General features: G+C 59.5%; 13 protein-coding genes. 3 read left to right on the top strand and 10 right to left on the bottom strand.

Features of this window, described 5'->3' with window-relative positions; genetic code table 11:
- Positions 1-255 precede the first annotated feature (255 nt).
- From pepN to H7698_RS26070, 6 genes are read right to left on the bottom strand one after another with little or no spacing between them, the layout of a single operon-like run.
- Positions 256-2913 carry an aminopeptidase N gene (pepN, locus tag H7698_RS26045; RefSeq protein ID WP_194693255.1) on the bottom strand — a complete coding sequence of 886 codons (2658 nt, stop codon included), beginning with the start codon at positions 2911-2913 and terminating at the stop codon, positions 256-258.
- Positions 2914-2923: 10 nt separating this feature from the next.
- Positions 2924-3754, bottom strand: a complete 831-nt coding sequence (locus tag H7698_RS26050) for a DUF2797 domain-containing protein (RefSeq protein ID WP_162436768.1) — start codon at positions 3752-3754, stop codon at positions 2924-2926.
- Complete coding sequence (locus H7698_RS26055) at positions 3751-4011, bottom strand: YeaC family protein (RefSeq protein WP_194693256.1); 261 nt, start codon at positions 4009-4011, stop codon at positions 3751-3753. The genes H7698_RS26050 and H7698_RS26055 overlap by 4 nt, the downstream gene beginning before the upstream one ends.
- Before the next feature lie 34 nt (positions 4012-4045).
- On the bottom strand, positions 4046-4915 hold the full coding sequence (locus H7698_RS26060) for a rhomboid family intramembrane serine protease (protein ID WP_194693257.1): 870 nt from the start codon (positions 4913-4915) through the stop codon (positions 4046-4048).
- Positions 4912-5883, bottom strand: coding sequence for a metallophosphoesterase (locus H7698_RS26065; protein ID WP_194693258.1), 972 nt, complete (start codon positions 5881-5883; stop codon positions 4912-4914). Before H7698_RS26065 ends, H7698_RS26060 begins: the two co-directional genes overlap by 4 nt.
- Positions 5883-6773, bottom strand: coding sequence for an NAD(+) kinase (locus H7698_RS26070; protein WP_162436772.1), 891 nt, complete (start codon positions 6771-6773; stop codon positions 5883-5885). The genes H7698_RS26065 and H7698_RS26070 overlap by 1 nt, the downstream gene beginning before the upstream one ends.
- A gap of 112 nt (positions 6774-6885) precedes the next feature.
- Here H7698_RS26070 and H7698_RS26075 point away from each other — a divergent pair, with 112 nt between their 5' ends.
- Positions 6886-7836, top strand: a complete 951-nt coding sequence (locus H7698_RS26075) for a DUF1853 family protein (RefSeq protein WP_194693259.1) — start codon at positions 6886-6888, stop codon at positions 7834-7836.
- A gap of 165 nt (positions 7837-8001) precedes the next feature.
- Here the strand turns inward: H7698_RS26075 and H7698_RS26080 are convergent, their stop codons facing one another.
- Both H7698_RS26080 and H7698_RS26085 read right to left on the bottom strand, forming a co-directional pair.
- Positions 8002-9285 (bottom strand): arsenic transporter, encoded by a 1284-nt coding sequence (locus tag H7698_RS26080; protein ID WP_162436774.1) that lies wholly within the window; start codon positions 9283-9285, stop codon positions 8002-8004.
- A 255-nt stretch (positions 9286-9540) separates the two neighbouring features.
- Positions 9541-10101: an NADPH-dependent FMN reductase gene (locus H7698_RS26085; RefSeq protein ID WP_162436775.1), complete on the bottom strand. Its 561-nt coding sequence runs from the start codon at positions 10099-10101 to the stop codon at positions 9541-9543.
- A gap of 176 nt (positions 10102-10277) precedes the next feature.
- Between H7698_RS26085 and H7698_RS26090 the strand changes: the two genes are divergently transcribed.
- Positions 10278-10538 (top strand): hypothetical protein, encoded by a 261-nt coding sequence (locus H7698_RS26090; protein ID WP_162436776.1) that lies wholly within the window; start codon positions 10278-10280, stop codon positions 10536-10538.
- Between the two features lie 88 nt (positions 10539-10626).
- Complete coding sequence (locus tag H7698_RS26095) at positions 10627-11520, top strand: LysR substrate-binding domain-containing protein (protein ID WP_194693260.1); 894 nt, start codon at positions 10627-10629, stop codon at positions 11518-11520.
- Here H7698_RS26095 and H7698_RS26100 read toward each other — a convergent pair.
- Both H7698_RS26100 and H7698_RS26105 read right to left on the bottom strand, forming a co-directional pair.
- Positions 11486-12100 (bottom strand): GNAT family N-acetyltransferase, encoded by a 615-nt coding sequence (locus H7698_RS26100; RefSeq protein WP_194693261.1) that lies wholly within the window; start codon positions 12098-12100, stop codon positions 11486-11488. The two genes, H7698_RS26095 and H7698_RS26100, sit on opposite strands and share 35 nt — an antisense overlap.
- Positions 12101-12114: 14 nt before the next feature.
- Positions 12115-14370: an Orn/Lys/Arg decarboxylase N-terminal domain-containing protein gene (locus H7698_RS26105; protein WP_194693262.1), complete on the bottom strand. Its 2256-nt coding sequence runs from the start codon at positions 14368-14370 to the stop codon at positions 12115-12117.
- Positions 14371-14475: the final 105 nt, after the last annotated feature.

Raw genomic sequence — 14475 nt, forward strand, 5'->3', positions numbered from 1 at the left:
GGAAAGGTCTGACAATCGACGCCACGTTATCTTTTGTTAACTGGCGGGATAAGGGCTGGAGGTGAATGAGGCGGTATTCGGAGAGGTGATGTGGAAGAAGATCGTTCCCACAAATTCATCTAGATCATTCTCACGCTCTGCGTGGGAATGCCTCACTGGACGCTCTGCGTCCGCTTTGGGAGGCGGAGCGTCCCGGGCTGCATTCCCACGCAGAGCGTGGGAACGATCAGAACAGGTTTAAGGGATGAGCCAGCGTCAGGCCAGGCTTTTGCTGACCACTTCGAACACGTCGCTCGACAGCTGACCCGAAGCCCGAATCCGCTCCAGCTCACCCTTCATCAACGCCTGACGAGCGTCGTCGTATTTGCGCCAGCGAGTCAGCGGCGCCAGTTGACGGGAAGCAATCTGAGGATTGAACCCGTTCAGCTCGATCACCAGGTCCGCCAGGAAGCGATACCCCGAACCATCCGCCGCATGGAAGTTGATCAGGTTCTGCCCGGCAAACGCGCCTACCAGTGCCCGCACCTTGTTCGGGTTCTTCATGTTGAACGCCGGGTGCTGCATCAGCTGACGCACCCGCTCCAGGCCACCAGGCAACGTGCTGCCGGCCTGAACGCTGAACCACTGATCCATGACCAGCGGATTGTCCTTGAAGTGCTCGGCAAAACTGGCCAGCGCCTTCGCTTTCTCTTCGTCGAATGGCGAATTGACCAACACCGCCAGCGCCGTCAGGCGTTCGGTCATGTTGTCGCTGAACTCGAACTGTTCAAGGGTCGCGGCCAGGACTTCCGGTTTTTCGCTGAGCATCAGGTACGACAGCGCAATGTTCTGCAGCGCACGACGAGCAAAGTGCTCGGCCTCGGCCACATAAGGCGTCTTTTTCGACAGGTCGCGATTGGCCTGATAACGCAGCCATAGCGGCTCGAACAGGTTGTCCGCCAGTTGCTCGCGAGCAAACTCGCGGGCGATGTGGATGGCGTCAACGTCAGCAACCTCGCTGATTTCTGTCAGATAGGCTTCACCCGGCAGCGAAAGCATTTCCGCGACCATGGCCTGGTCCAGCGTTTCGTCGGTCAGCACCGAATGCAGGGCCGTGATCAGTCGTTGATCCAGCACCAGCTTCTCACCCTTCTGGTGATCGGTGATCAGCTCTTGCAGCACCTGGACCGACAGTTGCTGGCCGGCGTCCCAACGGTTGAAACCGTCAGTGTCGTGCTGCATGAGGAACATCAATTGGTCGCGGCTGTACGGGAAGCTCAGCTTCACTGGCGCCGAGAAACCACGCAGCAACGAAGGCAACGGCTGTTCCGCGACGTCTACGAAGGTGAACGTCTGCTCGGCTTCGGTCACCGAAATCACTCGCGAAGTGCCCTGGGCGCTTGCTTCACCTTGCAGGCGCAGGGCGATTTCGCCGCCCTTGCTGTCCAGCAGGCCCAGCTCGACCGGGATCACGAACGGCAGCTTCTCAACCTTGTCCGGAGTCGCCGGGCAGCTTTGGCGGAAGGTCAGGCTGTAGGTTTTCGCCACGGCGTCGTAAGACTCACTCACCGCCAGGCGTGGCGTACCAGCCTGGCTGTACCAGCGTTTGAATTGGGTCAGGTCGACGCCATTGGCGTCTTCCATGGCCTTGATGAAGTCGTCGCACGTCACGGCCTGGCCGTCATGGCGGTCAAAGTACAGGTCGCTGCCTTTGCGGAAGCCTTCGGCACCGAGCAAGGTGTGGATCATACCGACCACTTCCGAGCCCTTCTCATATACGGTCAGGGTGTAGAAGTTGGAGATCTCTATGAAGCTGTCCGGGCGCACGGCGTGGGCCATGGGGCCAGCGTCTTCGGCGAACTGGTGAGTACGCAGGTAGGCCACGTCCTGGATGCGCTTGACCGTGGCCGAGTTCATGTCGGCGGAGAAACCGGAATCACGGAACACCGTGAAACCTTCCTTGAGCGACAGCTGGAACCAGTCGCGGCAGGTCACGCGGTTCCCCGACCAGTTGTGGAAGTATTCGTGGGCGACGATGGCTTCAACGCGCTGGTGAGCGGCGTCGGTCGCGGTTTCGGCCTTGGCCAGCACGGCGCTGGAGTTGAAGATGTTGAGGCCCTTGTTCTCCATGGCGCCCATGTTGAAGTCGTTCACGGCGACGATCATGAAGATGTCCAGGTCGTACTCGCGGCCGTACACCTCTTCGTCCCAGCGCATGGATTTCTTCAGGCTGTTCATGGCGTGCTGGCACTTGTCGATGTTTTCCGGCTCGACATAGATACGCAGCGCCACGGAACGCTCGGTCATGGTGGTGAAGGTGTCTTCGACGCACCAAAGATCACCGGCCACCAGCGCAAAGAGGTACGCCGGCTTCATGAACGGGTCTTCCCAGGTCGCCCAATGCCGGCCTTCTTCGCCGGGGCCTGAGGCAACCGGGTTGCCGTTGGACAGCAACACCGGGTAGCTGTGCTGCTCGGCGACCACCGTGGTGGTGAACTTGCTCATCACGTCCGGGCGGTCGAGGTAATAGGTGATCTTGCGGAAGCCTTCAGCCTCGCACTGGGTGCAGAACATGCCGCTGGATTTGTACAGGCCTTCCAGCGCGGTGTTGGTTTCCGGGTGGATCCTGACGCTGGTGTCGACCGTGAACGTGGTGCTGGTCGGGTGCAGGGTCAAGTGATTCTCGGTCAACTGGTAGTCCGTGTCGCTCAGCTCTACATCACCGAGGTTCACCGACAGCAATTCAAGCTGCTGGCCATCCAGCACCAGCGGCGGCAAGCCTGGGCCACGCTCGGGATTGCGGCGCATCACCAGTTGCGCATGGACCAGGCTGTGGTCCTCGAACAACTCGAAGGTCAGGTGCGTCTCGTCGATCAGGTACTCGGGCGCCTGATAGTCCTTCAGGTAGATCATCTTCGGTTGTTCGGTGCGCATGCTGGAGTCCTTACTGATGCACGGCGAGCTGGTAAGCCGTGTATTTACGAATATTGATGACGCCGGTGTCGAAGATCAGGTACTGGCCCTTGATCCCCAGCAGCGTGCCTTCGGCAATCGGGTTCTTGTCCAGATTGAAGCTGACGATCTTGGCCGGGTACTGCTCGACCGGGTAGCGGATTTCAATCGGTTCGACATCGGCAATGGTCTGGATCGCCTGCAGTCCGAAACGTTCCTGCAAACCTTGCAAACCTTCGGCGCAGCTGTCGAACAACTGATCGCGAACAGCTGCCAGGTCCACCGAAACCGCTTCGCCCTTGAGTAAAGCACGCCAGTTGGTCTTGTCCGCCACCTGGCTGCGAAACAGGTCCTCGACGAAGCCCGATTGCTGACGCGTCGACACACGCATGATCGGCAACGCCTGACGGGCGCCCTGATCGATCCAGCGCGTTGGCAGCTGCGTAGCGCGAGTAATACCGACTTTCACGCCCGACGAGTTGGACAGGTACACGATGTGATCGGTCATGCAGAACGTCTGGCCCCACTCGGGTTCACGGCAGGTGCCGGCGTCGAAGTGGCAGCGCTCAGGGCTCATGATGCAGATATCGCACTGCGCCAGCTTGGTCATGCACGGGTAGCAATAACCCTGGCTGAAACTGGTTTTGGTCTTGCGTCCGCAATGGGAGCAATGGATCGCTCCCAGGTATTCCAGGCGCACTGTGGTCCCGATCAACGGATTGACCGGGACCTCGACATCACCCAGACGAAACGCGTACTGCACGTCCGGCCCGTCAAGGCGTGCCGACATCTTGCTGATTGCACCGCGGCCAATCTCGATCAATGGATGGCATCCGACTTGAACAGAATATTAGGCACTTCAATCGACTTGGAGCTGCATTCCTGAGGACCCATGTAGCCGGTGCGCTCTTCTTCGGGCAGGTTCTTGATTTCCCAGGCGATCATGGCCTGCAACGACAGTTCGCGCTGTTCGGCGGTGAGTTTGCCACCGTCGGACCATTTACCGATTTCCACCGCCAGTTTCAGGCTCTGGTAGATGTCGGGGGTGATGTTCTTGATCATTTCGTTAAAAGAGGACATTGGGTCTCCGCGCTCTTGAATCTGCACAAAAATTTTAGACGGCCAGTTTACGGCGGTTGTACAAACCACCCAACAAACCGGTGAAGCATCCGATGAGTAACCCGCCGACATGGGCTGCGTTGGCAATTTCACCGAAGCCGATCATCGAGACCAGCCCGGACAGGCACAGCAGCAGCCAGACCAGCATCATCACCAGCACGCCCCGTGGCAGGCGATAAGCCGGGTTCGGCGACAGCATCTGGAAGATCCAGCAATGCCCGAGCAAGCCGTACAACACGCCGGACAACCCGCCGAACAACGTCGCACCGCTGAACAGATATTGGGCATAGTTGGAGACCAGGCTGAACAGCAGGGTCAGGCCAATCAGATTGATGCTGCCCTGGCGGGATTCGATCCGCCGCCCCAGCTCCCAGTACCACATGCCGTTCATGGCCAGGTGCAGGATGCCGAAGTGGATCAGCATTGGCGTTACCAACCGCCACCACTGCCCCGCTGCCAGGCTGTCTGCCAGTGGCACGAAATGGATGTACTCGCCGACCACACGGAAATCGAGGAAGGTCAGCCAGTGCATCGTCTCTAGATTTTCGCCCAGCAGCGTGATGACGCCGACGATCATGCTCAGCACCAACACCACGCCAGTCGCCTTGGCGTAGCGCAGTTGCTCGACGAAGCCCGGGCGCTTGGTGGTCTGCGCAACCGGGATGTCCAGCTGCTGATCGGGATCACCCGCCGGAAAGCGTTCGTACAGCGAGCGCACGTCTTCGCTGATGTTGGCGGGTACCCACAGCACCTGTTCGCCAGATTCCTCGCTGACCCGATGCGGAACCTGCATGCGCTGCAGCAGTTTGACGAACCCGCTCAGGTCCACCGCCAGTGGCAGGCGCAGTACGGCGACGGTACTCATTGCAGCACCTCCGGACGCTCGACATCGACCCAGACGAACTTGTTCGGATCCAGTTGTGTTTCCTGATCCAGGCGATAGGCGACGAGTTTGCCGTAGAGCACCGCGCTGTAATCCAGGCAACCGAGGTTTGGACGGATCGGCGCGGGTTTGCCGCTGCGCCAGTAATGACCGACGAACAGCAGCGGCTCGTCGACGCCGTAGCGCAGCAAGGTGTTTTTTTCGTTAGAAGACAGTGGCGTCTTGGCCACCGGGTCAGGCAAGGCATCAGGCTGGAACACAATGTCTCCGTAGGTTTGCGGGTCGTCTTCCCAGAATTTGGTGCGAAAGAACGATCGCGTCAGGCCATCGCCACTGGTCATGGTCAATCCGTCCGGCAGGCGCATGTCGGTGCCGCGCAACAGGCGGTCGAACACGGTGCAGGCAAAACTGCCGGGCACCGCAGAGGCCTGGAGGAAATGCTCATCGACGCACCCATTGGGGAACTGGGCCCGCAACGGTGCAATCAGGCCGGCATCCCAGCAGGCGTGCACCACCCGGAAACGCCCGGCATCGACGAACAACGGCATCTCATAGAACCATTGCAGGAAGTCGTGCCAATCGGCGGGATGGTTTTCGAATTGGGTCAGGGTTTCGGCCAACAGGCGGGCATGGCGCGGAGTGTGTTCGCGCACGTATTGCTTGCCGCTGCCCGGTGGCGCAGGTGTGCTCCAGCCGAGGGCATTGAACTCGTGGTTGCCCATGATGCACAACGCCTGGCCGGCTTCGACCATGTCGTGGACGATGTACAGCGCCTCGCGAATCCGCGGGCCACGGTCGATGATGTCTCCGACGAACACCGCCATACGCGACGGATGGCGCCAGACGCCACCTTGTTTGTGATAACCGAGTCGGTCGAGCAAGTGCTCAAGGGTCAGAGCGCAACCGTGCACGTCACCGATCAGGTCGTAGCTACGCGCGGGATCAAGCATCAGTCGCCTCCACCACCCAGCCGACTGCCCCAGCCGAGCTTGGTCCGGCAGACTTCATAGTAGTTGTGGTCCAGCGGGTGGATCAGCCGCAGTTTCTGGGCTTTCTTGCTGACGGTGATGGTGTCACCCGGCGCGCAGGTGAAGTGGTTTTGCCCGTCACAGGAGACTTGCGGGTAGATCTGCATATCCTTGGACACGACGATTTTCAGCTCACTGTTGCCATCGACCACAATTGGCCTGCCTGACAAGGTATGGGGGTACATCGGCACAATCACAATAGCGTCGAGCTTGGGGTGCATGATCGGGCCGCCGGCTGACAGCGCATAAGCCGTCGAACCGGTGGGCGTGGCGACGATCAGGCCGTCGGCCTTCTGGCTGCACACGAACTGGCCATCGATATACAACTCGAATTCGATCATTCGCGTGGATTTGCCAGGGTGCAGCACCACGTCATTCAGCGCATCGCCCTGCCCGATGGCTTCGGCGTGGCGGCGGACTTCGGCCTGGAGCAGGAAGCGGTTTTCAACCAGATAATGGCCGTCCAGCACTTCAGCCACTTTGACTTCCAGCTCATCCGGGCGGATGTCGGTCAAAAAGCCCAGGCTGCCGCGGTTGATACCCAGCACCGGAATATTGTGCCGGGCCAGTGCCCGGGCCGCGCCGAGCAGGCTGCCATCACCACCGACCACAATCACCATGTCGCACACTTCGCCGAGCATCTTGCGCGACGAGGTTTGCAGGCCATGACCTGGCAGCACTTCGGCAATGGTGTCTTCGAGGATCACATGCAGGTGACGATCGAGCAGAAACCGTTTCAGTCGGCGGACGGTATCCAGCACCTGCGAACTGCCGAGGCGACCGATGATGCCGATATTACGAAATTGCTCCATGGGGCTTCCAGGCTCTGCGACGGCGAAAAACACGATTATGGGCGAAAGCGCGGCATAGACAAAATCCTTTCAGCGACAAGGGTGTAGTCACGTTTAGAGCTATGCTCGCAAGATGATCCTATTTCCAGACTTGCTTCAGTTGCCCCACCAGTTACGCCATCCGGAGGTGCGTGACCTGGCGTGGGTGATCCTCGCGCCGCCCATGCTCAGCGATACGCCATGGCCGCAGCGTCACCCGCTGGCCGGCAGTGACTGGGTGCAGACACCCGAACGCCTGGAGAGCTGGCTCAGGCAACTGGATCGCGACAGCTACGACTTGCTGCACTGGCTGGCCCAGGCACGAACCCGTCGACTGGGTTTGTACTACGAGCGCCTGTGGCAGTACGCGGTGCGCCACGCGCCGGGTATCGAGTTGATTGCCGCGAATCTGCCGATTCGTCGCGAAGGTCACACGCTGGGTGAGCTGGACATGCTGTTGCGCGATCGCGATGGAGTGCACCACCTGGAACTGGCGATCAAGCTTTACCTCGGCCCGCAGAATGGTGACGGGACCGATCCGGCGCAGTGGCTCGGACCTGGCTGTCATGACCGGCTGGACCGCAAGCTGGCACACCTCAGCCAGCATCAACTGCCCATCTCGGCACGCCCGGAAAGCCGCGAGGCGCTGGCGGCGCTGGATATTCAGCAGTTCAGCGCTCATTTGTGGCTAGGGGGTTATCTGCTGTATCCGTGGCCCGGGCAGGCCCAGGTGCCGCGCGGTGCGCATCCGCAGCACCTGCGTGGAAGCTGGCTGCATCAGAAGGATTGGGCGCACTTTGTCGCGCAACGTCCGTCAGGTCGCTGGCAACCCCTGCCCCGTCACGCCTGGCTGGCACCGGCGCACTACCCCGTCGAGCAGACGTGGAACGATGAGCAGTTGAACGCCTGGCTGGGCGAACTGGATCCGCTGGCGCCCGCGCAGTTGCTGGTGAGATTGACCGAGAATGCCGAAGGGGACTGGGAGGAAGCGGAGCGGCTGTTTCTGGTGGCGGATCTTTGGCCGAATGTGCCGGGGAATGGTTGAGAGGTGTTGAGTCTTGGCCGGCCCCATCGCGAGCAGGCTTACTCCTACAAGGGATTGTCGTATGGCAAAAATCCAGTATTGGGGCCAGTCGCCCCTGCACCGAATGTGTGCAGGGCGGAAGATCCAATGTGGGAGTGAGCCTGCTCGCAATGGGGCCGGCCCGGTCTAAATCGACAACCGCACAGCCAGCGCCGCCAGCGTCACCAACAACACCGGGACCGTCAACACGATCCCGACCTTGAAGTAATACCCCCACCCAATGCGGATGCCCTTGCGCTCCAGCACATGCAACCACAGCAATGTCGCCAGACTCCCGATTGGCGTGATCTTTGGCCCCAGGTCACTGCCGATGACGTTGGCATAGATCATCGCCTCTTTCACCGCACCCGTTGCCTGGCTGGCATCGATCGATAGCAGGCCGATCAACACGGTCGGCAGATTGTTCATGATCGAAGACAGCAGCGCCGTCAGCACCCCGGTGCCCATCGCCGCGCCCCAGACGCCGTAACCGGCAAACCCGTCCAGCCAACCGGCCAGATAGCCCGTGAGCCCCGCATTACGCAGCCCGTAGACCACCAGATACATGCCCAGCGAGAACACCACGATGTGCCACGGGGCCTCTTTCAATACCTTTTGGGTGGAGATCTTGTGGCCGCGGGCCGCAATCGCCCAAAGCAACGCGGCACACACGGCGGAAATGGCACTGATCGGAATGCCCAGGGGTTCGAGGGCAAAGCAGCCCGCCAACAAAATCACCAGGACCACCCAACCGGCATAGAACGTTGCCTTGTCATGGATTGCACTGACAGGGTCCGCGAGTTGTGCGGGGTCGTAATCCTTGGGAATGTCACGACGGAAAAACCACATCAACACCAGCAGCGTCGCAGCGACACTGACCAGGTTGACCGGAATCATCACTGCCGCGTAGCGATTGAATCCGATGTTAAAAAAGTCGGCGGAAACGATATTTACCAGGTTCGACACCACCAGCGGCAGGCTCGCAGTGTCGGCAATAAAACCTGCACCCATCACAAAAGCGAGGGTCGCTGCCGGTGAAAAACGCAACGCCAGCAACATGGAAATCACGATGGGTGTGAGGATCAGTGCAGCCCCGTCATTGGCAAACAGCGCCGAGACCAGTGCGCCGAGCAACACCATATAGGCGAAAAGCTTGCGCCCGCTGCCACGCCCCCATCGGGCGACGTGCAGGGCTGCCCAGTTGAAGAAACCGGCCTCGTCCAGCAGAAGACTGATGATGATCAGGGCGACAAAGGTACCGGTAGCGTTCCAGATGATTTGCCATACCAGCGGAATGTCGCTCAGGTGTACCGCGCCGAAAATCAGCGCCAATACCGCGCCGAGTACCGCACTCCAGCCGACGCCAAGGCCTTTGGGTTGCCAGATCACCAGAGTAATGGTCAGCAGGAAAATCAGTGACGCCGTGAGCATGCGATGCAACCTTGGAAAAACGATGAAACATACAGCATCTCGACGACTGCCTCTATCCTGCCAATGCCGAACCTGAGCCATAAACCTTGTAGCAGCTGCCGAGCCTGCGAGGCCGCGTTCGACTGCGAAGTGGTCGCTGTCGGGAAGGCGAGGACTTCGTCCTCGAACGCGGCCTCGCAGGCTCGGCAGCTGCTACAGGGAATGCGGGGGATGCATCCAATAGTTACGACAACAAATACCGTTGCTACAGACGCATCAGGCTTTTTTGTGTTGCTCGACCCACTTCCCGTACGCATCGATGAATTTTTGCAAGAACGGTTTGACCGACTCGGACAGATTGCCCGCCTCATCGAATGCCGAACCTGCGCCGCCAAGGTAGGCTTCCGGCTGCTGCATGCACGGTACATCAAGGAAAACCAATGACTGGCGCAGGTGGTGGTTGGCGCCAAATCCGCCAATCGCGCCCGGTGAAACGCTGAACACCGCACCCGGCTTGCCGCTCCAGGCGCTCTTGCCATAAGGACGCGAACCGACGTCGATCGCATTTTTCATGGGGGCGGGTACAGAGCGGTTGTATTCCGGGGTCACAAACAGCACCGCGTCGGATGAACTCACTTCTTGTCGGAAAGTGCTGTAGGCTGCCGGCGGTGAAGCGCCATCGATATCTTCGTTGTAGAGCGGCAATTCACCAATTTCGACAATGTTCAGCTTGAGATTCGCAGGCGCCAGATCGGCCAACGCCAGTGCCACCTTGCGATTGAGCGATTCCTTTCTCAAGCTGCCGACTACTACGGCGATTGAATAAACATTGCTCATGGAAGATTCTCGACTGTTCAACGGAAAGAACTTGTAGTTATAGATGACGATTCAAGCAGCGGGCGACTGAAAATTGCCGCCCCTGACTATTTTTTTCTTGCAGGAAAACTTACTTCACTCAGCCACGGTCTACCCAACCGCAAATTGAGTGATTTATCTCCAGAGGTTCTAAGCAGATGGCAGCAGTACTCGTCGGTCAGTTCCATGCAAGAGACGCGGAAGGCCGTGTTTATTCGGTGCATGAGTTCCAGGAATCCAACCCGTCGGCAGACGGCCTGACCGGCTCCGTGCCCGTCACCACCTACAAACTGGCAATTGGCGACCGCGTCAAAAAGCTCGATGACAATCAGTTTCTGCTGATTCAATCGGACGTCACCATCGTTCGCGAACCCGACACCTATGTCGGCAGCCGCCCGGAAACCACCGTCGCTTCATAACCTTGCGTTATGAGCAGAAGTCATATGCGCGGACTTGGGTTAGGATTCAGCCACTGACTCCCTCACCTGCTGAACATGGACTTCACGCATGCGTTTACGTCATATCGAAGTGATCCAGGCGCTGTTGCAGACCGGTCACCTGGGTACTGCCGCCGAATGGTTGCAGTTGCCGGTGACCGAGGTGGAACGCATTTTGCGCGACGCTGAGGATCAGCTGGGTTTCATGCTGTTTTCCAGCGTGCGTGGACGCCTGCAGGCCACGCGTGAAGCGCGGGAGTTGCAAGTTGAAATTGCACACGTCTACGAAGCGCTGGAGCCGCTGCAGCGTCTCGCCAGCAGCCTGAAGCAATACCAGGCGCCTCCCCTGAGAATCATCTGCACGCCGCCCTTGGCCCAACAACTGTTGCCACAGAGCATCGCGGCCCTGCGCCGGCACCTGCCCGACGCACCTTGCACGCTGTTGAGCCAGCCCACCCGCGAAATCGTCAAAAGCCTGTTGCTGCGCGAAAGCGACCTGGGCCTGAGCCTGCACGATCCCGATCACGCCGACATTCAGTGCCAATTGATTGCCCAGGGCAAACTCCAGTTGCTGGCGCCCCACGGCTGGGTCAAACCGAAGCAGAAGTACATTTCGCTGCAGGATCTCGCGGGGCAATCATTGGTGGGTCTGGAAGGGCACGATCCGCTGAGCCCGGCGTTCGATAACAAACTGCATGCACTGCGCCCTGCCCCGGTCATCCACACACGGGTTCAGACGCATCAGATGATGCGCAGCATGGTGGAGGCTGGGGAAGGCCTGGCGATCGTCGATCCGTTTACCGCGCTCGGCGCCCGATCGGCCGGCCTGGACGTCTGCCCACTGGCGCCAGCGGTGCCCATCAGTCTCTATGCCCTGACGTTGAAAAACGGCGAACCGTTACCGGCGGTTCAGGCGCTGCTGGAAATCGTTACGGAACAAGCCGTGGCGATGTTGGCGAACTGAGCGGGTTTTCCAGCGGATTATCAAACAGCCGGTACCAGAACAGTGCGACTTCGGCAGTGTTCGGATCAATACCGCGATAGCGCAAGTAATCGATCCCACCGACTACGTATCCACAACGTTCATAGAGCCTGCAAGCGCCCAGGTTGTTGTTCTGGGTTTCGAGCATGATGCCCGGCAGTTTCTTTTTTCGACTCCAGAACTGCGCCACGTCCAGCAGCGCCTTGGCGACACCATGCCGACGGGCCGGTGCATGCACCGCCAGTTCGTCGATGTGGGCAAAACCGTTCCAGTTGGTGCTGACCACCAGATGCCCCACGGGCTCGTCATCGAGAAACGCCATGAAGATCGCGCTGTCGGTCGCGTCACGGAAACTGCTGAACTCTTCAGGATCGATGCCATAGCACTTGCGGTAGGGGGTGATTGGCGTCACAGGCCACTGCGCCACCGGCTTGCCAACTTCGGCTCCGCCGTAGGCAGTGACTTCAAAACTGAAATCACTGCCCCAGATATAGGCGGCAAAGCCATCGTCGGCAACGCGCACCGACAGCCCTGGGTATTTTGGATTCATAACGGGTTGCATACTGGGAAAAGTCCTCATTCCTTGATGCAATCAACGGTGTAGTGCCGTCCATTGCCCTCGTCTTCGTGTTGCAAACCATGCACATCAGCAACGAACCCCGGGAAGCTGCTATCGAATGTGCGGGCAAACGCCAGGTAATCGATGATTGAGCGGGTTGCCTCGGTAAAACGTTCCCCGGGCATGATCAGCGGAATCCCCGGTGGATACGGTACCAGCATCACAGCGGCGATCCGCCCATCCAGAGCATCGATCGACACCGCTTCAATATCGCCGCGTACCAGTTGATCATAGGCGTCAGAGGGCTTCATGGCGATTTGCGGCATCACCGTGTACATCCGCTTGAGATGTTTGGCCGTGGCATTGCTGCGGTAACAGGCGTGCAACTGATCGCAAAGATCGCGCAGGCCCATGCCGCGATAGCGTACGCCGTCCTCTTGAGCCACGCACGGCAGGCAGGCCGTCAAACTGACGTTGGCGTCGTAGCTGCGCTTGAACTCCAGCAACTCCGTCAGCAACGTACTCCACTTGCCCTTGGTGATGCCCATGGAGAACAGCACCAGAAACGAATACAGCCCGGTTTTTTCCACGACCAGGCCGCGCTCCCATAGGAACTTGCTGACCACCGCCGCCGGGATCCCGCGCTCGCTCAACGCGCCGCCAGCCGTCAGGCCGGGCATGACCAGCGTGACCTTGATCGGGTCAAGTAACACATAGTCGTCCGTCACACCGCCAAAGCCGTGCCATTCCGCATCCGGTTGCAACAACCAGTCTTCAGTGACGACCCGATCAATGCCTTCCACAGACGGCGGCTGCCAGATCGAAAACCACCAGTCATCCGCGGCGATGTGTTGACGCAAGTTGGCCAGGGCGCGGCGAAAGCTCAGCGCCTCATCGAACATTTCCTGCAGCAATGACCGCCCCGCCGGCCCTTCCATCATGGCCGACGCGACATCCAGCGAGGCAATGATGCTGTATTGCGGCGACGTGGAGATATGCATCATGAACGCTTCATTGAAGCGATCGCGGTCCAGCTGCCGGGCGCCGCCGTCCTGCACATGAATCATCGAGGCCTGACTGAAGGCCGCCAGCAGTTTGTGCGTGGAGTGGGTGGTAAACACCAGTGGGCTGTCTTCACTGCGCGATGTGCCCATGCCGTAGCGGCCGGAGAAGAACTCGTGAAACGCCGCGTAGGCGTACCAGGCTTCGTCGAAGTGCAAGACCTCGACGCTGTTGCCCAGACTTTGCTTGATCAGCTCTGCGTTGTAACAGAGGCCGTCATAGGTTGAATTGGTCACGACGGCGAGTTTGACCTTGGGCGCGCGGCCTTTGGTCAGCGGGCTGGCGTCGATTTTGGCTTGAATTGATTCGCGGCTGAACTCGCTGAGGGGGATCGGCCCGATGATTCCCAACTCATTGCGTTCCGGGCACAGGTACAACGGAATGGCCCCGGTCATGATGATCGAATGCAGCACCGACTTGTGGCAGTTGCGATCTACCAGCACCAGGTCATCGCGAGCGACCATGGAGTGCCAGACGATCTTGTTGGCGGTGGACGTGCCGTTGATTACGAAAAACGTGTGATCGGCGCCGAAGTTTCGCGCGGCGCGCGCTTCAGCTTCCGCCAGTGGCCCGGTGTGGTCGAGCAACGAGCCGAGCTCCGGCACTGACACCGACAGATCGGAACGCAGGGTGTTTTCGCCGAAGAACTGGTGGAACGCCTGCCCTACAGGACTTTTGTGATAAGCCACGCCACCACCGTGACCCGGCGTGTGCCACGAATAATTGGAGTCGGCCGTGTGCTGAACCAATGCCTTGAAGAATGGCGGCAGCAGGCCATCAAGGTATTTGCGGGCGGCCCGTGCGACCTGGCGTGCGAGAAAGGGCACGGTGTCTTCGAACAGGTAAAGAATGCCGCGCAACTGGTTGAGTTCGGCCATGGCATCGGCCGGGGCATTTTCCAGGGTCACCTGCTCGCCCAGCGCGAAGATCGGCAGGTCCGGCGCACGAACCCGCGCAAGACCGATCAATTCGGCCATGTTCTGTAACAAATGGGAGTGAGCGCTGGCATCTTCACTCGCGATCAACATGCACGAGAGGCCATGGTGGGTCGAGGCGACCAGGCGTCCTTCGGTGTAATCCACCGCCGAGACAATGCTGAAGCCTTCCTGCTCCAGCTCCCGGGCAATGCCACGTACTCGATCACCGGCAACGGTGTCGGCCTTGATGTCGCGATGGACAATCAGGACCGGAAATTTCAAATCTTTATACATGGGGCTCAGTGTCCTGAGGCGGCAGACCATGGTCGGCCAATCACCTCAGGGTAGAGGGTTGAAGCGAATGTGGCGAGTGTGGATGCCCCAATCCAGGTCACTGAC

Origin of the sequence: Pseudomonas sp. p50(2008), from assembly GCF_015351605.1 — a bacterium.
Classification (GTDB): domain Bacteria; phylum Pseudomonadota; class Gammaproteobacteria; order Pseudomonadales; family Pseudomonadaceae; genus Aquipseudomonas.